Annotated in this window: 13 protein-coding genes; 3 read left to right on the plus strand and 10 right to left on the minus strand. The window is 74.8% G+C overall.

Annotated elements, in window-relative coordinates:
* Positions 1-258: 258 nt before the first annotated feature.
* Both ACFW6A_RS24100 and ACFW6A_RS24105 read left to right on the plus strand, forming a co-directional pair.
* Complete coding sequence (locus ACFW6A_RS24100; protein ID WP_351856485.1) at positions 259-2,307, plus strand: TPM domain-containing protein; 2,049 nt, start codon at positions 259-261, stop codon at positions 2,305-2,307.
* Positions 2,308-2,342: 35 nt separating this feature from the next.
* On the plus strand, positions 2,343-3,053 hold the full coding sequence (locus ACFW6A_RS24105) for a PspA/IM30 family protein (protein WP_351856477.1): 711 nt from the start codon (positions 2,343-2,345) through the stop codon (positions 3,051-3,053).
* Between the two features lie 48 nt (positions 3,054-3,101).
* On the opposite strand, the gene ACFW6A_RS24110 is transcribed toward ACFW6A_RS24105, so the two are convergent.
* The 6 genes from ACFW6A_RS24110 to ACFW6A_RS24135 form a co-directional block, all read right to left on the minus strand.
* Positions 3,102-5,687 carry a SpoIIE family protein phosphatase gene (locus ACFW6A_RS24110; RefSeq protein ID WP_351856475.1) on the minus strand — a complete coding sequence of 862 codons (2,586 nt, stop codon included), beginning with the start codon at positions 5,685-5,687 and terminating at the stop codon, positions 3,102-3,104.
* A 144-nt stretch (positions 5,688-5,831) separates the two neighbouring features.
* Positions 5,832-6,254, minus strand: a complete 423-nt coding sequence (locus ACFW6A_RS24115; RefSeq protein ID WP_351856473.1) for an ATP-binding protein — start codon at positions 6,252-6,254, stop codon at positions 5,832-5,834.
* Positions 6,255-6,413: 159 nt separating this feature from the next.
* A complete protein-coding gene (locus ACFW6A_RS24120) occupies positions 6,414-6,860 on the minus strand; it encodes a (deoxy)nucleoside triphosphate pyrophosphohydrolase (protein WP_386642641.1) in 447 nt (148 codons plus the stop codon).
* Positions 6,861-6,882: 22 nt separating this feature from the next.
* On the minus strand, positions 6,883-7,059 hold the full coding sequence (locus ACFW6A_RS24125) for an SPOR domain-containing protein (protein WP_351856468.1): 177 nt from the start codon (positions 7,057-7,059) through the stop codon (positions 6,883-6,885).
* A 155-nt stretch (positions 7,060-7,214) separates the two neighbouring features.
* Positions 7,215-8,981 carry a purine-cytosine permease family protein gene (locus ACFW6A_RS24130; RefSeq protein WP_386642644.1) on the minus strand — a complete coding sequence of 589 codons (1,767 nt, stop codon included), beginning with the start codon at positions 8,979-8,981 and terminating at the stop codon, positions 7,215-7,217.
* Between the two features lie 316 nt (positions 8,982-9,297).
* Positions 9,298-10,050: a GntR family transcriptional regulator gene (locus ACFW6A_RS24135; protein ID WP_351856464.1), complete on the minus strand. Its 753-nt coding sequence runs from the start codon at positions 10,048-10,050 to the stop codon at positions 9,298-9,300.
* Between the two features lie 200 nt (positions 10,051-10,250).
* Between ACFW6A_RS24135 and ACFW6A_RS24140 the strand changes: the two genes are divergently transcribed.
* Positions 10,251-11,597 (plus strand): glycoside hydrolase family 18 protein, encoded by a 1,347-nt coding sequence (locus tag ACFW6A_RS24140; protein WP_386642647.1) that lies wholly within the window; start codon positions 10,251-10,253, stop codon positions 11,595-11,597.
* Between the two features lie 215 nt (positions 11,598-11,812).
* Here ACFW6A_RS24140 and ACFW6A_RS24145 read toward each other — a convergent pair whose 3' ends face one another.
* From ACFW6A_RS24145 to ACFW6A_RS24160, 4 genes are all read right to left on the minus strand, one after another.
* Positions 11,813-13,054, minus strand: a complete 1,242-nt coding sequence (locus ACFW6A_RS24145) for a DUF4190 domain-containing protein (protein ID WP_351854421.1) — start codon at positions 13,052-13,054, stop codon at positions 11,813-11,815.
* A 159-nt stretch (positions 13,055-13,213) separates the two neighbouring features.
* Positions 13,214-14,791 (minus strand): S8 family peptidase, encoded by a 1,578-nt coding sequence (locus ACFW6A_RS24150; protein ID WP_351854418.1) that lies wholly within the window; start codon positions 14,789-14,791, stop codon positions 13,214-13,216.
* A 387-nt stretch (positions 14,792-15,178) separates the two neighbouring features.
* Positions 15,179-15,958, minus strand: coding sequence for a DUF4232 domain-containing protein (locus ACFW6A_RS24155; protein ID WP_351854415.1), 780 nt, complete (start codon positions 15,956-15,958; stop codon positions 15,179-15,181).
* Between the two features lie 93 nt (positions 15,959-16,051).
* The gene (locus tag ACFW6A_RS24160; RefSeq protein WP_386642652.1) at positions 16,052-18,730 is read right to left on the minus strand and encodes a BTAD domain-containing putative transcriptional regulator; all 2,679 of its coding nucleotides are present in this window, start codon (positions 18,728-18,730) and stop codon (positions 16,052-16,054) included.
* Between the last annotated feature and the right edge of the window lie 241 nt (positions 18,731-18,971).

The raw sequence follows: 18,971 nt of genomic DNA on the forward strand, positions 1-18,971 counted from the left end.
CGGTTGCGGGAGCGGGGCCCGGCAGCGGCGGCCGGTTCCCCGGGCGGCGCCCCCGCACCGGCGGGCGGTTCCCGGGGCGGCGGGCCGGCGGCGGCGGCCGGTGCGCGGAACGGCGGCGCCGCACCGGTGACCGGTTCTTCGGGCGGCAGCCCCGCACCGGCGGCCGGTTTCCGGGGCGGGGGCGTCCGGTCGCGGGGCCGCAGAGCAGTACATAACCTCCCCTTTGTGACCCGAACAGCCACCCGAGTCCTGCTCGCGATGCTCGTGGCGGCGTGGTGGCTCGTCGCGCCCGCCGCCTCCGGCGCCCGCGCCGACGACCCCGTCGTCCTCCCCTCCGACGGGCAGGTCCTCGACCGGGTGGGCGCCCTGCGCGACCGGCGCCCCGAGGTCGTCGAGGCCCTCGACCGGCTCTACGACGACCGGCGCCTCCAGCTCTTCGTGGTCTACGTCCGGGACTTCTCCGGCCGCTCCGGCCAGGACTGGGCGGACGCGACCGCCGAGCGCAACGGCCTGGGCCTCGACGACGTGCTGCTCGCCGTCGCCACCCACGAGCGGCGGTACGGCTACTCCGTCGACCCCGGCTCCCGCCTCACCCAGGCCCAGCTGGACGACGTGGCCAGGACCGCCATCGAGCCCGCGCTGCGGGCGAACGACTGGGCGGGCGCGGCGATCGGCGCGGCGGACGGCTACGGCGCCGTCCTCGCCGGCCTGCCCGTCCCCGTCCCCGAGCTCACCCCCGGCCCCGCCGACCCGGGCGGCTCCGGCGGCACGGTCTCCGGGACCGACCTGATCCTCCCGGTCGCGCTCGTCGGCGGCGCCGGCGCGGTGGCGGTGTACGCGTACACCCGCCGCAGGCGGCGGACCGCGACCCGCACCACGCCCGGCGGCGGCGGGGGCTGGGGGCGGCCCGCGCAGCCCTCCCTGGAGGAGCTGGACGGCCGGGCCCGGCGGACGCTGGTCGAGACCGACGACGCCGTCCGCACCAGCCAGGAGGAACTGGGCTTCGCCACCGCGCAGTTCGGCGAGGAGGCCACCCGGCCCTTCGAGGAGGCGGTGGCCTTCGCCAAGGAGCGGCTGACCGCCTCCTTCCGGCTGCGGCAGAAGCTCGACGACTCCTTCCCCGAGGACGAGGCCACCCGGCGCGCGATGCTCGACGAGATCCTGCGCGGCTGCGCCGAGGCCGACGCCCGGCTGGACGCGGTGACCGAGGACTTCGACCGGCTGCGGGCTCTGGAGCGGACCGCGCCCGAGGCGCTCGCCGCGGTCGAGACGGCCTTCCGGACGCAGACCGGCCGGATCTCCGGCGCCGAGGCGGCGCTGGCGGCGATGCGCGAGCGGTACCCGGAGTCCGCGGCCGCCCCGGTCGCCGCGGGCGTCGAGCAGGCCAAGGACCGGCTGGTCTTCGCCACCACCCACGTCAACCGGGCCCGCCAGTCCGTCGACGCCGGCGACACCGGCTCCGCGGCGGTGCACGTGCGGGCCGCCGAGGGCGCGGTCGACCAGGCGGCCCGGCTGATCGAGGCGGTGGACCGGCGGGCGCGGGAGCTGGCCGAGGCGGACGGCCGGCTGCCCGGCGCGCTCGCCGAGACGGACGCCGACCTGGCCGAGGCCCGCGGCCTGCTGGAGGGGAGCGCGCGGGGCGCCTCGACGGGCGACCTGCGCGGCCGGATCGCCCGCGCGGAGTCGGTGGCGGCGGAGGTCCGGCGGACGGTGGAGGCGGGGCGGTACGACCCCCTGGACGCGCTGCGCCGGATCGAGGAGGCGGACGCGGCGCTCGACGCGGCGCTGGCCGGCGCGCGGGAGCGCGAGTCCGGTGACGCCCGGGCCCGGGCGCTGCTCGACGAGGCGCTGCTGACGGCCGGTGCGGAGCTGGGGGCGGCCTCGGACTACGTCCAGACGCACCGGGGCGCGGTGGGCAGCGAGGCCAGGACCCGGCTGGCGGAGGCGCAGCGGCGGCTGGAGAAGGCGCGGGCGCTGGCGGCGGACGAGCCGCAGGCGGCGCTGGCGGAGGCCCAGCGGGCGGACGGGCTCGCGCGGCAGGCGCAGGAGTCCGCCGAGCAGGACGTGCGGCGGTACGGGAACCCGAACGGGCCGGGCGGGGTGGCGGGAGGGAGCGGGGGCGGCGGGCTCGGCGGGGCCGTGCTCGGCGGCATCGTCCTCGGCGGGCTGTTCGGCGGGGGCTCCGGCAGGGGAAGGGGCGGGTTCGGGGGCGGGGGCGGGTTCGGGGGCGGAGGTTTCGGCGGCGGGCCGGGCAGCTTCGGCGGCAGCGGCACCCGCGGCCGGCGGGGCGGCGGCGGCCGCTTCTGAGTTCCACGTCCACGACACCCCCCAGGGAGCAGTGCATGAGCAAGCAGACCGTCCTCGGCCGGGTCACCCAGCTGGCGAAGGCGAACATCAACGCCCTGCTGGACCAGGCGGAGGACCCGCAGAAGATGCTGGACCAGCTGATCCGGGACTACTCGGGGAACATCTCGGAGGCCGAGGAGGCGGTGGCGGCGACCATCGGCAACCTGCGGCTGATGGAGCAGGACCACGCGGAGGACGTGGCGGCGGCGGCCGAGTGGGGCGGCAAGGCGCTGGCGGCCAGCCGGAAGGCGGACGAGCTGCGGGGCGGCGGGCGGACGGCGGAGGCGGACCGCTTCGACAACCTCGCCAAGGTGGCGCTCGGCCGTCAGCTCCAGTCGGAGAAGGAGGCGCGGACGGCCGAGCCGGCCATCGCCGCGCAGACCGAGGTCGTGGCGAAGCTGACCTCGGGGCTCGACCGGATGAAGGCCAAGCTGGTCGAGCTCCGGGCCAAGCGGGACGAGCTGGTCGCCCGCGCGAAGTCGGCGCAGGCGCAGAACACGATGATGGACGCGGTGAAGAACATCGACGTGCTGGACCCCACGAGCGAGCTGAACCGCTTCGAGGACAAGGTGCGCCGGGAGGAGGCGCGGGCGCTGGGCAAGCAGGAGCTGGCCGCGTCCTCGCTCGACGCCCAGTTCGAGCAGCTGGACGCGCTCGGCGACGAGGCGGAGATCGCGGCCCGGCTGGCCGCCCTCAAGGCGGCCTGACGGGCCCGGCGCCGCGCGCGCGTCGGCGGTCCGGGCCCGGGCCGCCGTTCAGAACATGCTGAGCAGCTGGTCCACGGTGGGTTCCGCCGCGGGTCCGCCGTCGGGAAGGGCCAGTTCGAACCAGACGGTCTTGCCGCGCGGGGTGCGCCGCGAGCCCCAGGACGCGGAGAGCAGTCCGACGAGCTGGAGGCCGCGGCCGCCCTCGTCGGTGTCCTTGGCGCGGCGCCGGCGCGGCTGGACCAGGCCGGCGTCCCAGACCTCGCAGACGAGGGTGCGGTCGCGCAGCAGCCGGAGCCGTATCTCGCCCTCGCCGTACCGCAGCGCGTTGGTGACGAGTTCGCTGACGAGGAGTTCGACGGTGTCGACGAGGGCGTCGAGGCCCCAGGCGGTGAGCTGGGTACGGGCCAGCTCGCGGGCCCGGCCGACGGAGCGGGGCTCGCGGGGCAGCCGCCAGTCCCCCACGGCCTCGGCGGGCAGTCCCCGGATACGGGCCATCAGGAGGGCGATGTCGTCCTCGCCGTGTCCGGTGTCGAGGGTGTTGAGCACCCGGTCGCAGACGTCCTCCAGGGGTCGGGCCCGGTCGGCGAGGGCCCGCTTGAAGGCGCCGAGTCCCTCGTCGAGGGGGTGGTCGCGGGATTCGACGAGGCCGTCGGTGTAGAGGGCGAGGAGGGAGCCCTCGGGGAGTTCGACCTCGACCTCCTCGAAGGGTTCGCCGCCGACGCCCAGCGGCATCCCCGGAGGCACGTCGAGGAGCAGGGCCTCCTCGCCGGGTTCGACGAGGACGGGCGGGAGGTGGCCGGCGTTGGCGAACGTACAGCGTCTGGTGACCGGGTCGTAGACGGCGTAGACGCAGGTGGCGAGGTAGACCTCGGAGAGTTCGGGGCCGCGGTTCTTGTGCGCGCGGGACTGCTGGGCGCCGATGGGGGCGCCGAGGCCGCGGGCGATCTCGTCGAGGTGGGAGAGGACCTCGGCGGGTTCGAGGTCGAGCTGGGCGAGGGTGCGGACGGCGGTGCGCAGCTCGCCCATGGCGACGGCGGCGCGCAGGCCGCGGCCCATGACGTCGCCGATGACGAGGGCGGTGCGGTGACCGGGGAGTTCGATGACGTCGAACCAGTCGCCGCCGACCTCGGTGGCGTCGGTGCCCGGGAGGTAGCGGCACGCGATGTCGAGTCCGGCGGCCTCGGGGTCGCCGGGCGGGAGCAGGCTGCGCTGGAGGATGAGGGCCCGCTCGTGCTCGCGCCGGTAGAGGCGGGCGTTGTCGATGCAGACGGCGGCGCGGGCGGCGAGCTCCACGGCGAGGGCCCGGTCGCGGTCGCCGAAGGGTTCGCTGCCCTTGGTGCGGGAGAACTGCACGAGGCCGACGACGGTGTCGTGGGCGACCATCGGGACGGCGAGGGTGGAGTGGACGAGGTCGCCCTCGCCGCCGGGCGTCATGCGGAGGCGGCCGGTGCGCAGGGCGCCCGCGGTGGGCGAGTTGAAGGGGTAGCGGTGGACGGCTCCGACCTCGATGGGGGCGGCTCCGCCGCCGTCGCCGGCCGGGCCGTGGCCCCCGTCGGTCCTGAGGGGGGTGTCGGAGACGGCGGAGGCGAAGGCGACCCGGCGCAGTTCGGCGCTGCCCGCGCCGTAGCCGACGTCGTGGGAGCTGCCCCAGCGACCGGGCGGGGCCTCGTCGCCGGTGAGGAGGCCCTGGTAGAGGTCGACGGAGGCGAGGTCGCAGAAGCCGGGGACGGCGACGGCGAGGAGTTCGCGGGCGGTGGCCTCCAGGTCGAGGGAGTTCCCTATGCGGGCTCCGGCCTCGTTGAGGAGGGCGAGGTTGCGGCGGGCGCTGGCCGCCTCGCGGGCGGCGTTCTCCCGGCGGGTGACGTCGATGCCGAGGCCGGCGACGCCGACCGGGCGGCCGGAGCCGCTGTGCACCCGGTAGAGGTTGACGGACCAGTGGCGGCGGATCCGGGCCCCGGGGGCGGCGCCGGTGATCCGGAGGTCGTTGACCGACTCGCCGGTCTCCAGCACCCGGCGCAGGGCGGCGGTCATCCGGTCGGCCTCGGGCTTGGCGAGGTAGTCGTGGACGCTCCGGCCGCGGTGGTCGTCGGCGTCGCCGCCGAAGACGGACGCGAAGCGCCGGTTGGCGCGCTTGACCGTGAGGTCGGTGCCGAAGAGGAGGAATCCGAAGGGCGATTGGCCGAAAATCGCCTGGGAGGCGGCGAGGTCGGTCTCGATCCGGCGCAGCGCCCGGACGTCGACCACGATGCACAGCGCGGCCCGCTCGCCGGTCTCGGTCTCGCTCGGCATCACGTACATCTCGGCGATGCCGTGCGGCCGTTCCTGTCCCGGGGGCCCGGCCTGGCCGGGGATGCGGAAGGGGACGAGGCCGGTCCATTCGCGTCCGTCGAGGACCTCCTTGACCCTCCGGTGGCCACGATCGCGCAGCTCGGCGGGCATGAACGCCTCGACGGGGTCCTTGCCCCTGGCCTCCCGGGCGTCGACTCCGAAGAGGTCCTCCGCCCGGCGGCTCCACTGGTCGACGCGCCCGTCGGGCCCGAGGGAGAAGGAGGCGACCCGGATGTAGTCGTAGATCGAACCGGGCGGGCTGCTCTGCCACACGACGCCGCCCGTCGTCTCGGATATCTCGCTCACGCGACCGTCCCCTCCAGCTCACCGCACCGGACCGGCCATACCCGCAGTATTCAGCACGGCGGGCACCGGCGGCACGACGTCCACGATCACAGGGTGGTCTCGGTCGGCTCGTGACCCGCTCAGGTGATCGTCGTCCCTCTCTCTTTACTCACCAGGGAGAGCCAGCTCGAACCATACGGTTTTCCCGGTGACGCCCTGGCGGGTCCCCCAGCGGCGTGCGGAACAGGCCACGAGGCTGAGCCCGCGGCCCCCTTCGTCGTCGGGTCCCGCGGGCCGCTCGGTGGGGGGATCCGGAAGCGGATCCGAGACCTCCACGAGGAGGGCGGAGTGCCGGGGCGGGTTCGTGGCGGCGCCCTCGGCCCGCAGGATGCGCACGCCGATCGGCCCGGAGGCGTACCGCAGGGAGTTGGTGACCAGCTCGCTGACCAGCAGGACGGCGACGTCCCCGACGGCCGGGTCGATCGCCCAGGAGCGGAGCGTCTCGCGCACGGCGTGGCGTGCGGTGCGCACCGCTCCCGCCTCCGCCGGGAAGTTCCACTCGGCGCGGGCGCCGTCGGTGTCGATCACACGCGATCACTTCCCCAGGCGTGGTGCAGCAGGAAGAGGATCACCCTCTCCCGAGGGACCAATGGGGACATACCCGTAATTCGACGCGAAATACCCCCAGGGGGCGGCCATGGGCGCACGGTGGCACGAACGGCGTAGGGAGCCGGGCCCGCGCCGGGGTCAGGGGCGCGCGGCCGGAAGCCTGCGCGCCGCCTCCGCGACCGCCGGGCGGTCCTGGTCGAGCCAGTCCACGGTGTCCAGTTCGTGGCGGGCGAGCCAGCGCAGCGCGTCGTGATCCTCCAGCGGGCGGGGCGTGCCGGAGAGCAGCCGGGCGGTCCACACCCGCAGGACGTAGCCGGGTTTGAGGGGCCATTCGCCGGGGATCCGCTCGCCGGTCTCGGTCTCGACGCCGAGCTCCTCGCGCAGTTCGCGGACGAGGGCGTCCTCGGGGCGCTCGCCGGGCTCGACCTTCCCGCCGGGCAGTTCCCAGCGGCCGGCGAGATCGGCGGGGGCGCTGCGGCGGGCGGCGAGCAGACGGCCGCCGTCGAGGAGGGCGGCCGCGACGACGACCACGGCACCGGTCCCGTGGCCGGGTCCGGTGCCGTGGTGCGGGGTGCTTTCGGTCATGCCCGCGAGGGTAGCCGGGGCGTCAGGGGGTGGGGGCGACGTGCTCCACCCAGTAGAGCTGCTTGTGGCCGCGGGAGTCGAGGGTGTCCGCGATCTTCTGGGCTTCGTCCCGGGTCGCGTACCGGCCCACCCGGTAGCGGTTGCCGTTGTCGTCCTGCCGTATCACGAGCCACGGATGGACGGGGCCGCTGTCGGTCATCAGGCTTCTCCCTCCGCCGTGCCAGGCGTCACCAAGGATCTCCGGGAAACCGCAATCCGCATATGCCCGAGCTTACGCCTGACCTTCACGCAGCGGATATGGGTTTTCACCAAGAGACACGGATCGGCCGGGAACCGACGGCAGGAGGCCGAAGGTCACATGCCGGGCACCTTCCCGGGGACCGTCGGCACCGGCATGAGGACGGGTCCCGCACCGAGGGCCGGCGCCTTGCGGCAGGCGTCGCCGCAGTCGGCGTCGAGCGAGCAGCAGAGCGAGCAGACCGGGCCGGAGCGGACCGGGCAGTCGGCGATGTCGGGCAGTTCGTACGCGGTCTCGCACTCGGCGCAGGTGTGGGTGGCCCGCTCGTCGGCGGGGGCGGCGCCGGGGCCGTTCACCGGGTTGGGGCGGGCGAGGTAGTAGCGGCCCTTCGTCGCCCAGGCGATGAGCGGGCAGAGGACGAGGGCGAGACCGGCGGCGATGAAGGTGGAGAAGGCCTCGGCGTAGGTGCCGAAGAGGCCGAAGAAGGCGAGGATCGACACGACGGAGGCGACGACCATGGCGCCGAAGCCGGCCGGGTTCACCGCGTACAGGTAGGCCCGCTTGAACTCGATGTACGGCGGGGACCAGCCGGCCCGCTTGTTGATGACGAGGTCGGCGGCGACGGCGGTGATCCAGGCGATGCCGACGTTGGAGTAGAAGCCGAGCAGCTTGCCCAGCGCGGCGAACATGTTCATCTCCATCAGCGTCAGCGCGATGGCGAGGTTGAGGAAGATGTACCAGACCCGGCCGGGGTGCCGGTGGGTCATGCGGGAGAAGAAGTTCGACCAGGACAGCGAGCCGCTGTAGGCGTTGGTGACGTTGATCTTGATCTGGGAGACGATCACGAAGAGCGCGGCGGCGGGCAGCGCGAGGCCGCCGAGCCAGGGCTTCAGCGCCTCGATCTGCGGGGCGATCGGCTCCAGGGCGTGGGTCTTGCCGACCGCCTCCAGGGCGACGAAGGCGAGGAAGGCGCCGCCGAGCTGCTTGGCCGCGCCGATGATCACCCAGCCGGGGCCGGCGGCGAGCACGGCGAGGTTCCAGCGGCGCCGGTTGGCCTCGGTCTTCGCCGGCATGAAGCGCAGGTAGTCGGCCTGCTCGCCGATCTGGGCGATGAGGGAGAGCGCCACGCCGGTGCCGAGCCCGAAGCCGATCCAGTCGAAGCCGGAGCCGGCGCCCTCGGTGCCGCCGAAGGAGGCGAAGGCGCCCCAGGCGTCCGGGGCCTCGAAGGCGAGGACCAGGAACGGCAGGACCATGCCGACGATCCAGACGGGCTGGGTCCACGCCTGCACCTTGGCGAGCGCCCCCATCCCGCGGAAGACGATCGGGATGACGATGAGGGTGGTGACGAGGTAACCGATCTCGACCGGGAGCCCGACGGCCTGGTGCATGGCCTGGGCCATGATCGAACCTTCGAGCGCGAAGAAGATGAAGGTGAAGGAGGCGTAGATGAGCGAGGTGAGGGTGGAGCCGAAGTAGCCGAAGCCGGCGCCCCGGGTGATGAGGTCCATGTCCAGGCCGTACTTCGCGCAGGCGCGGGCGATGGGGATGCCGGTGAGGAAGATGATCGCGGCGGCGGTGAGGATCGAGGCGAATCCGCTGGTGAAGCCGTACGCGAAGACGATCGAGGCGCCGATGGCGAAGTCGGCGAGGTAGGCGATGCCGCCGAGCGCGGTGCCGGCGACGGTCCCGGGCGACCAGCGCCGGAAGGAGTGCGGGGCGTAGCGCAGCGAGTAGTCCTCGCGGCTCTCGTCGGCGGCGAGCTTCGCGTAGCTGCGGCGGGGGGCCGGAGCGGGAACGGGGGCGGCGGGGGCGGGCGGTGCCTCCGCCGGCGCCGGGGCCGCCGGCTCCGGTTCCGAGGTGGGCGTGGTGACGGTCTCCGCCATGGGGGCTCCTGTCGTCCGGCCGGGTCGCGGGTACGGGGCAGGAAGCTAGGAGCCGCGTGTGTCGAGCCCTCACCGCCCGGCATTGCCGACCGGTAACACCGCCTGACGCACCGTTAACTCCACGTCACGCCCCCCGGACACCGAACCCCGGCCAGCGGTACCGGGGCGGGGGCGGGGGGAGGAACACCGGGCGTTCGGCGGCCGGGGGGCCGGAGCCGCGGGCGGCCGGACGGCCGGACGGCCGGACGGCCGGACGGCCGGACGGCCGGACGGCCGGACCATCAGACGGGGCCAAGGCCGGGGCCGGGCCCCCGGGTCAGCGGACCGGGAGGTGGTAGGAGAGGCGGTAGCGGTCGGCGGGGACCACCACGTCGGCGGTCTCCACCGGGAGGCCGGAGGCGTAGAAGGTGCGCTCGACGACCATGACCACGTGGCCGGGGACGCCGCCGAGGACGAGCAGCTCCTCGGCGAGGCCGGGGCGGGCGCCGACCTCCTCCACCACGTTGTCCACGACGACGTCGATCGCCGCCATCCGCTCGACCACGCCGCAGCCGCCCAGCGGCCCCTCCTCGGGGAGCATCACGGGGGTGCGGCCGGTGACGGCCAGCGGCTCCCAGGAGGTGGCGACCATCATGGCCTCGCCGCCGTCCCGGTAGACGTACCGCGTGCGCATCACGCGGTCGCCGGGCTCGATGCCCAGCCGCGCGGCGACCTCCCGGCCCGCCGCCTCCTGCTCGCTGCTCGCGTCCCAGGTGCCGCGCGCGCCCTCGGCGGCCTGCTCCTGCCGGAAGGGGGTGGCCCCGCCGGCGGGCCGGTAGCCGGAGCGGGCGACGCGGCGGGGCACCGGCCGCTCCCGCACGTACGTCCCCGAGCCGGAGCGGCCCTCGACGAGCCCCTCGGCCATGAGCACCTTGCGGGCCTCCAGCGCGACGGTGTCCGACACCCCGTACTCCTCGCGGATGCGTGCCTGCGAGGGAAGGCGGGTATGCGGCGGGAGCGAGCCGTTCGCGATCTTCTCCCGCAGATCGCTCGCCACGCGCAAATAGGCGGGCTGCTCACCGAACGTCACTGGACACTCCCCTCAGGTTGACGGACAGCTACAGACTGGCAACCGAATGTGGCCATCCGCAAGCATGGGCCAGAGTTTCACCCGAAGTGATGAAGGACGATCGACCCCGTCCGCCCTCTTGACCCCTATTGGTCTGGACCAATAACTTCCTGCTGCGCACGCCTCGCACGCTCCATCCCGCCTCGCACAGGAACGAGCCCATGCGTCCCAGAGCCCTGACCAAGCTGACCCTCGGCACGGCCGCCGCCGCGGCCCTCGGCCTCCTCGCCACGCTGGCCCCCGCCGCCGACGCCCACCCCCGCCCCGCCCACCGGCCGCCCGCCGCCGAGCACGCCCTCAAGCGGGTCGGCTACTTCACCCAATGGGGCATCTACGGGCGGAACTTCCAGGTCAAGGACCTGGAGACGAGCGGCACCGCCGGCAAGCTCAGCCACATCAACTACGCCTTCGGCATCGTCGACAAGGCCGGCAAGTGCGTCATCGGCCCCGTCCCGGGCTCCGACCCCTGGGCCGACTACGTCCGCCCCGTCGACGCCGCCTCCTCCGTGGACGGCACGGCCGACACCACGGAGCAGCCGCTGGCCGGCAACTTCAACCAGCTGCGCGAGCTGAAGGCCGCGCACCCGAACCTCAAGGTCATGATCTCGCTGGGCGGTTGGAGCGGTTCGGCGTACTTCTCCGACGCCGTGCGCACCCCCGAGTCCCGCCGCGCCCTGGTCTCCTCCTGCATCGACCTCTACATCAAGGGCAACCTCCCGCGGGACGGCGCCCGGGGCGGCGCCGGAGCGGCCGCCGGCCTCTTCGACGGCATCGACCTCGACTGGGAGTGGCCCGGATCCGAGGGCAACGCGGGCAACGTCATCCGTCCCGAGGACAAGGTCAACTTCACCGCCCTCGTACGGGAGTTCCGCAACCAGCTGGACGCGTACGGGCGTTCGCTGCCGCAGCGCAGGCACTACGAGCTGAGCGCCTACGTGCCCACCGCCCCCGCCAAGATCGACGCGGGCTTCGAAGTCGCCAAGATCATGCGGGACTTCGACTTCGTGAACCTCCAGGGCTACGACTTCCACGTCTCCGGAGAGCAGACCACCGCCCAGCAGTCCGCGCTCTTCGCCAAGGACGACTGGAGCGTCGAGGGGACCGTGAAGTCCTGGCTGCGGCGCGGCGCGCCGGCCCACAAGCTGGTGGTCGGCATGCCGTTCTACGGCCAGGGCTGGACCGGCGTGACCGGCGGCGGCGACGGCCTCGGGCAGCCCGCCGCGGGCCCCGCCCCGGCGACCTGGGCGCCCGGCTCCGAGGACTACGAGAACCTCAAGAAGCTCGCGGAGTCGGGGACGTACCAGCTCCACCGGGGCCACCGGAACGGCCACGCCTGGCTCTTCGACGGCACCACCCTGTGGACCTACGACGACCCGGCCGTGCTGCGCACCAAGGCGAACTGGGTCCGCACCCACGGGCTCGCCGGCGCGATGGTCTGGTCGCTGGACGGCGACACCGCCGACGGCGAGCTGATCGGCGCCATCGACCGCGGCCTCACCCGCCGCTGAGCCCTCGCCGCACCCCCCCGCTCCCCCGGGGCCGCCCCGCCGGCGGCTCCCGAGGGACACGGACCGGACCGCCGGCGACGGCGGGCCCGGGGCGCGGGACGGCGGCTGGTCACGGGCCGCCGTCCCCGCCCCCGGGCCGCCTCCCGGCACCGGTGCCGGTCCGCACACGACGGGGCCGGGTCCGCCGCGCGCGGACCCGGCCCCGTCCGCGCGCGTCAGACGGAGCCGCGGTCCTCCGGGCCCTCCGGGGGCGTGTGGGTGAGGCCGAGGGCCTCGCGGACGTCGGCCTCGGCGTCGCCCGACAGCAGCTCGAAGGCGCGGTCGTAGGCGTCCCAGAAGTCGTCCGCGTCCTCGGCCCGGACGAGCTTCGCCCACTGCTTCGAGGCGGAGTCCAGGTCCGTCAGGTACGCGTCCATGGAGGCGCGCGCGGACGGCTCCCAGGTGCGGCCGCGCAGTCCGGCGCGCGCCGAGTCGATCGCCGCGCGCACGTCGGCGGCCCAGGCGCGGTTGGCCTCGATGTCGTCCTCCGGGTCGGCCTCGGGCTCCTCGTAGGCGGCGTCCTCGATGGGGTTCACGTGGGTGAGGAAGGCCAGCTGGCCGGGGGCGAGCGTGGTCGCGTCGGAGCGCAGCGAGCCCGTGGTCCGCTCCTCGCCGCCGATGCCGCAGGCGATCCGGCGCTCGCCCTGGCGCCACGCCTGCCGGTCCGGGTAGTAGTAGAGGCTCAGGGTGTCGGCGGTCAGCGCCCAGGTGTCGCGCACGTAGGTGCCGGCCATGGCGTCGCAGCGCTCCTCGCCGAGCGCCTCCAGCTTCCGGTCGCCGGGCCAGCCGTCGAAGCCGGTGACCTCGAACCGTCCGGTGATCTCGCCGTCGTGGGGCTCGGCGCAGTCCACGACCCGGACGCCCAGGGTGTACTCGCCCTGCCCGGCGTCGTCGAGGAAGCACTCCCCGGTGCGCAGTTCCATCGGCATCCGGGAGGAGGCCGCCTCCCGCACGCCTTCGTTGAACCCCCTTACGGCATCCTGTATCTGACCGGTGATCAGGCCGAGGAGGACGAGCAGGGTGCTGATCGAGGAGAGCACGGTGCCGGCGATCGCCAGCCCCTTGCCGCCCTGTCCCCGCCGCTTGATCTGCCGCAGGGCGAAGATCCCGAGGACGAGTCCGAGCGGCGGCAGGCAGCAGACGATCCCGCTGACGAGCGAGCCGATGGCGAGCCCGTTGGTGGTCGTCGCCGGCCGCCCGTAGGGGCCGTAGGGCCCCGGGACGCCCGCGTAGGGCATGCCCGGCGAGGTGTACGGCCCGGGGGCGGCGTACGGCCCGGGGGTCGCGTACGGGCCCGGCGCCGGGTGGGGCCCGGGGGCCGGGTACGCGGCGGGAGCGGGCCCGGCGGGGGTGGCGGGCGCGTCCGGCACGGGGGGCGTCCCCGGCTCGGGCGGCTGGGGCTGCGGGGTCGGCTCCACGGGTGCGTGCTCCTGTTGGGGCGGGGACGAACAGACGGTCGGGCGCGCGCATCGTACGTGGTCCGGCGGAGGGGCCGGCCACGCGGGGCACGACGGAGGGGCGGCCACCGGATGGTGGCCGCCCCTCGCGTCCCGGCGGGCCGGGTGGGTCTCAGCGGGTCAGAACTGGAGGGCCCAGGAGTCGATCTTGCCGGTGTCGTAGCTGGCGTTGTCCGTCACGCGGAGCTTCCACGTGCCGTTGGCGGCCTCGGCGGAGGCGTTCACGGTGTAGGTGGTGTTGATGTTGTCCGCGCTGCCGCCGGTGCCGAAGGCCTTCAGCGTGTAGGCGGTGCCGTCGGGGGCGATCAGCTGGACCTGGAGGTCGCCGATGTAGGTGTGGGCGATGTTCACCGGCACCTGGAGGGCCGAGGGGGCGTTGCCGGTGACGCCGCTGACGGTGACCGGGGACTCGACGGTCGCGTTGTCGGCGATGGCGTAGTCGGCGGTGTTCTCGAACTTCGGCCCGGTGGGCGGCGGGGTGGTGGTGCCGCCCCCGACGAGGAGGAGCTTGTTCGGGGAGCCGGTGCCGGGGTTGGTGACGACGTTCGGCGTGGCGGCGGTGGTGAGGGCGGTGGAGACCTGGGCCGGGGTGGCGGTCGGGTTGGCCCCGAGCCAGACGGCGGCGGCGCCGGCCACGTGGGGGGTGGCCATCGAGGTGCCGGAGATGGTGTTGGTGGCGGTGTCGCTGGAGTTCCAGGACGAGGTGATGGAGGAGCCGGGGGCGAAGATGTCCAGGACGGTGCCGTAGTTGGAGAAGCTGGAGCGGGCGTCGGTGCTCGTGGTGGAGCCGACGGTGATGGCCTCGGTGACCCGCGCGGGCGAGTAGTTGGAGGCGTTGGAGCTGTCGTTGCCGGCCGCGACCGCGTAGGTGATGCCGGCCGCGATGGAGTTGCGGACGGCCTGGTCGAGGACGGTGTCGACGCCGCCGCCGAGGCTCATGTTGGCGACGGCCGGCTTGACGGCGTTCCGCGTCACCCAGTCGATGCCGGCGACGACCTGGTCGGTGGTGCCGGAGCCGCTGTTGTCGAGGACCCGGACGCCGACGATCTTCGCCTTCTTGGCGACGCCGTAGGAGGAGCCCGCGACCGTGCCGGCGACGTGGGTGCCGTGGCCGTGGCCGTCCTGGGCGGTGTTGTCGTTGTCGATGGCGTCGTAGCCGTTGGAGGCGCGGCCGCCGAAGTCGCTGTGGCTGATGCGGACGCCGGTGTCGATGATGTACGCCGTCACGCCCTGGCCCGCGCTGTCCGGGTAGGTGTAGCTCTGGTTCAGCGGGAGGGCCTTCTGGTCGATCCGGTCGAGGCCCCAGGACGGCGGGGAGGGCTGGGTGCCGTCGACGGTGAAGACCCGGTTCTGGACCACGGACTTCACGGCGGGGTCGGCGGCGAGCTTTCTGGCCTGCGCCTCGGAGAGCTCGATCGCGTAGCCGTTCACCGCCGAGGTGTACGTCCGCTTGATCGTGGCGCCGAACTTGCCGGGGACCGCCCGGCCCCTGGCGGTCTCCGCCGGGGCGGACTCGTCGAGGGTGACGATGTAGCTGCCCGGGATGGTGCCTTCGGCGCCGGCGTTCTCGATGACGCCCTCCGCGGCCGACGGGGCGGCGGTGGCGGGGAGGGCGGAGAGCGAGCCGAGGGCGAGCGCCGTGACGGCCACGGCCGCGGCGGTGGATATCCGGCGGCGCGATGCGCGCATCGATGCCATGTGAGGTGTCCTCCTGGTGGGGGTGCTCCCGTGGGGGTGGAGCCCGAGTGACCTTCACTCACGACAGGGACATGACAAGAATATGAACGGTCCGGAGCGGTCCCGCGGCTCCCGTCCGCCCTGTCTTCGCCGAAAGATTGACGGATCCATAGGAATCCCGCAAGAGGACCTGCGCCCCGGCAACTCGCCCGCAACGAAGCAGACATGACCGACAGTCAGTTACGGGAGGGCGATCCCGGCACCCCTCACCTGCGAAGGTCCGCACCCGCGGCACCGGTACCGACTCCCTTTCCGGGAGCGGGAATTCACAGCGGCGTCACACGCGAAACGGGCCCGTCCCCGATCCCCCGGGAGACGGGCCCGTCGTCATGGCGCGATGCGGTCGACTCAGAACTCGTCGGCGCCGTTGCGGAGTTCGGGAGTCCAGTACCCCGTCTTCGCGACCGCCTCGTCGACCGCGATGCCGCCCGCCGGAGCGGTCACCACGACGCTGCCCTCGGCCGGGCCGTCGGCGGCGAAGAGGTTCACGTTGAACTCCTTCACCACCTTGTTGTCCTCGTGGACACCGCCGTTGGAGACCCGCACGTTGGCGTACGCGGGCGCGCCCGGGTTCAGGACGACGGGAGCGGCCGGCTTGCTCTTGGCGACCGGCGGGACGTCCTTGGCCGTCTGGATCTCGCCGAAGGCGATGAGCGGGTGACCGAGCAGGCGGCAGGCGCGGCCCGAGGTGTTGGTGGCGGTCAGGACGATGTGCTCGGTCGGCACCTCGTCGGCCTTCGCCGCGGTGATCTTGACGTCGCCGTGGGCGCAGACCGGCGCCGCGGCGTCGGAGGCGCCCTGGCCGGACTCCGTACCGCCGCCGGAGGCCGTCTCCCCCGTGGTCCCCCCGGTCGAGCCCTTCGCGGCGGCCGGGGCGGCGGAGGCGGTCGCGTCCCCCGACGCGCCCGTGGAACCGGTGGAGCCCGTGGTGCCCGTGGAACCGGTGGTGCCCGTGGAGCCGGTGGTGCCCGTGGTGGCCGAGGCCGCCGGGGCGCCGGACGAGGTCGTGGCGCTGCCGGCGTCCTTGGCGGCGTCGTCCCCGCCGCAGGCGGTCAGGCCGAGCGAGGCGGCGGCGACGGCGGCGGCGAGCAGGGCGGTCCTGGCGGTCCTGAGGTGTGACGTACGCATGTCGGTGTTCCCCCGTGAAGCGTGGAGCGTGAAGCGGTCGGTTGTTGCCGAGTACAGCCTCCGCCCCGGCACTGCCGTACCGCTTGCGTATCGCTAACGCCCCGCCGCCAGCCGCGCGAGCTGCTCCGCCGCCCGCGCCGAACCCTCGGTGAAACCGGCCGCCTCCGCGTCGGCGGCGGCGCGTTCCAGCTGGTGGGCGGCCTCCTCCAGCCGGCCGATGCCGGCCAGCGCCTCGCCCCGCACGATCCGCAGCTGGGCCTGGACGACGACGGCGTCGGGCGCGACGAGTTCCCCGGCGCGAAGGACGTGCGCCAGCGCCTCCTCGTACTCCCCCGCCCGCAGGCAGTGCCCGGCCAGGTGCTGGAGGGTCAGCACCTGCGTGGACGGGTGCCCGGTCCGGTCGGCGAGCGCGACCGCCTCCACCATCAGCGCGCGGGCCCGGCCGCACTCACCGGTGGCGTCGAGGACGGCCGCGTGGTTGACGACGGCGATGGCCTCGCTGACCGGGTCGCCCGCCAGCGCGGCGAGCGCGGGCGCCCGCTCCAGGTGGACGAGCGCCTCCTCGTGCCGCCCCTCCTCGTGCAGGATCCAGCCGAGCAGCGCCCGCGTCCGGGACTGCGCGTCGGGGTCGCCGACCGCGTCGGCCGAGGCGAGCCCCGCCTCCAGCAGCGGCGTCCAGCCGTCCTGGAGCCGCATCAGCATCAGCGGCCAGGCCATCAGGGCCAGCCGCCAGGCCCGGTCGTGCAGACCGAGCGCCCTGGCGGCGGCCACGGCCCCCTCCAGGGCGGGGCGTTCGGCCGCGTACCAGTCGAGGGCGGCGGCCCGGCCCTCGAACTCGGGGATCGCGGCGGGCCTGCGCGCGTCGGCGGGCAGCGCGTAGCAGGGCTGCGAGCCGGGCTCGGCCGCCGCGTCGGCCGCGAGGCCCGTGTACAGGTAGTGGTCGAGGAGCCGGCGCAGCCCCTCCGGGTCGGCCTGCGCCGCGAGTCCGCGCGCGTAGAGCCGGACGAGGTCGTGCGGGGTCCAGCGGCCGGGCACCGCCTCCGTGAGGAGGTGGGCGGCGGCCAGCCGCTCCAGGTCGGCCGCGGCCCGCGCGGGGGTGGTGCCGGCGAGCGCGGCGGCGGCGAAGTGGTCCAGGTCGGAGCCGGTGTGCAGGCCGAGGGCCCGGAAGGTGCGGGCGGCGGACTCGGGGAGCTGCTGCACGGTGAGCCGCAGCGCGGCGGAGACGCCGACGTCCTCGACGTCGAGGAGGGCCAGCCTGCCCTGCTCGCAGGCGAGTTCGCCGACCATCGCGCCGAGCGGGCGGCCCGGGCGCTCGGCGAGCCGGGCGGCCGTCACCCGCAGGGCCAGCGGCAGCCCGTCGCAGAGTCCGGCGAGCCGGGCCGCGGCGTCCGGCTCGGCGGCGACCCGCTCCTCCCCCAGCACGGTCGCGAGGAGCGCCGTCGCGTCGTCCTGCGGCAGCTGGCCGAGCGGCACCGGACGGGCGGCGTCGGAGGCGATCAGCCCGCCGAGCCGGTCCCGGCTGGTCACCACGGTCACGCAGTGCTCGCCGCCGGGCAGCAGCGGCCGGACCTGCTCGGAGGAGCGGGCGTTGTCGAGGACGACGAGGATCCGGCGGCCCGCGGTGAGGCTGCGGAAGAGCGCCCCGCGCCCCACGGCGGTCTCCGGCACCCGCTGCTGCGGCACGCCGAGCGCGAGCAGGAACTCCCGCAGCACGACCCCCGTCTCGGGCGCAGGAGTGTCGCTGAAGCCGCGCAGGTCGGCGAAGAGCCGCCCGTCGGGGAAGCGGGCCCGCCGCCGGTGCGCCCAGTGCACGGCGAACGCCGTCTTGCCGACCCCGGCGGCCCCGGTCACCAGGCACACGGCCCCGTCCCCGCCGCCGGCCGCCCGGTCCAGCACCGCCGCCTCGGCGTCCCGTCCGGTGAAGCCGCGCGGCGCCCGCGGCAGCAGCTCGGGCACGGCCACCTCGACCGCCTCCCCGGCGGACGCGGGCACGGACGCGGGCGCCGGCGCCGGCGCGGGGACGAGCACCGCGCCCGCGTCCCGCAGCAGCCCCGCGTACGTCTCGCTCAGCGCCGCGCCCGGATCGACGCCCAGCTCCTCGGCGAGCAGCCGGCGGGTGCGGTGGTACCAGTCGAGCGCGTCCGACCTGCGGCCCGCCCGGGCCAGCGCGGTCATGAGCGCGGCGGCCAGCGACTCGCGCAGCGGGTGCGCGACGGCCTCGGTCCGCAGCACGGCGGCGGCCCTGCCGTGCTCGCCGAGCTTCCCGTACGCCTCCGCCAGCGCCTCCACCGAGGTGAGCCGCAGCTCCTCCAGGGCGGTGGCGGCGGCCTCCAGCGGCCCGCTCGGCACGGTGCCGGTGAGCGCGGGCCCCTGCCAGTACGACAGCGCCTCGCGCAGCATCCGCACGCTGTCGGCCGCGTGCCGCTGCGCACCGGCGAGCCCCACCAGCTCCTCGAACCGGTGCGCGTCCACCAGCGATTCGGGCATCCGCAGCAGGTACGCCGAGCCCTGCGTCGTGAGCTCCACCCCGTACGCCTCGGCCCCGTGCGCGGCGAGCAGCGCCCGCAGCCGCGACACGTGCCCCTGGAGCACCGTCTTCGCGTGCGTGGGGGGCTCGTCCTCCCACAGCGCGTCCATCAGCCCCGTCACGTTCACGGCCGTGTTGGGGCGCAGCAGCAGCGCGGCCAGCAGACTGGTCCGCTTGGCCGGCCCCGCGGCGATGTCGCCGCCCTCCGTCACGACCGCGACGGACCCGAGCAGCCGGAACTCCACCCGTACCTCCGCGTCATTCTCCCCCGCTGCCCCCGCCACCAGACAATACGCGCCGCCCCACCCCCCACCTGCACCGATCCCGCCCCCACCCCCCGATTAGGCCGAAACCAGCGGCCCGGCCCACCCACGACCCCACGGCACACCGCAAAAAGCCGCCCGCCCCGCTCCACCGCGAGTCGGACGGCCTTCCACCGGTCGGGTCAGACGTTGAGGCGGAACGTTCAGCGCAGCGCTCCCACCT

Origin of the sequence: Streptomyces sp. NPDC058758, from assembly GCF_042746075.1 — a bacterium.
In the GTDB taxonomy this organism is placed as follows: domain Bacteria; phylum Actinomycetota; class Actinomycetes; order Streptomycetales; family Streptomycetaceae; genus Streptomyces.

Bases quoted from the DNA above. Each gene is read 5' to 3' on its own strand.
- ACFW6A_RS24100 (WP_351856485.1), top strand. From the start codon at position 259: ATGCTCGTGGCGGCGTGGTGGCTCGTCGCGCCCGCCGCCTCCGGCGCC.
- ACFW6A_RS24105 (WP_351856477.1), top strand. From the start codon at position 2,343: ATGAGCAAGCAGACCGTCCTCGGCCGGGTCACCCAGCTGGCGAAGGCG.
- ACFW6A_RS24120 (WP_386642641.1), bottom strand. From the start codon at position 6,860: ATGACCGAAAGCACCCCGCACCACGGCACCGGACCCGGCCACGGGACC.
- ACFW6A_RS24125 (WP_351856468.1), bottom strand. From the start codon at position 7,059: ATGACCGACAGCGGCCCCGTCCATCCGTGGCTCGTGATACGGCAGGAC.
- ACFW6A_RS24130 (WP_386642644.1), bottom strand. From the start codon at position 8,981: ATGGCGGAGACCGTCACCACGCCCACCTCGGAACCGGAGCCGGCGGCC.
- ACFW6A_RS24140 (WP_386642647.1), top strand. From the start codon at position 10,251: ATGCGTCCCAGAGCCCTGACCAAGCTGACCCTCGGCACGGCCGCCGCC.
- ACFW6A_RS24150 (WP_351854418.1), bottom strand. From the start codon at position 14,791: ATGGCATCGATGCGCGCATCGCGCCGCCGGATATCCACCGCCGCGGCC.
- ACFW6A_RS24155 (WP_351854415.1), bottom strand. From the start codon at position 15,958: ATGCGTACGTCACACCTCAGGACCGCCAGGACCGCCCTGCTCGCCGCC.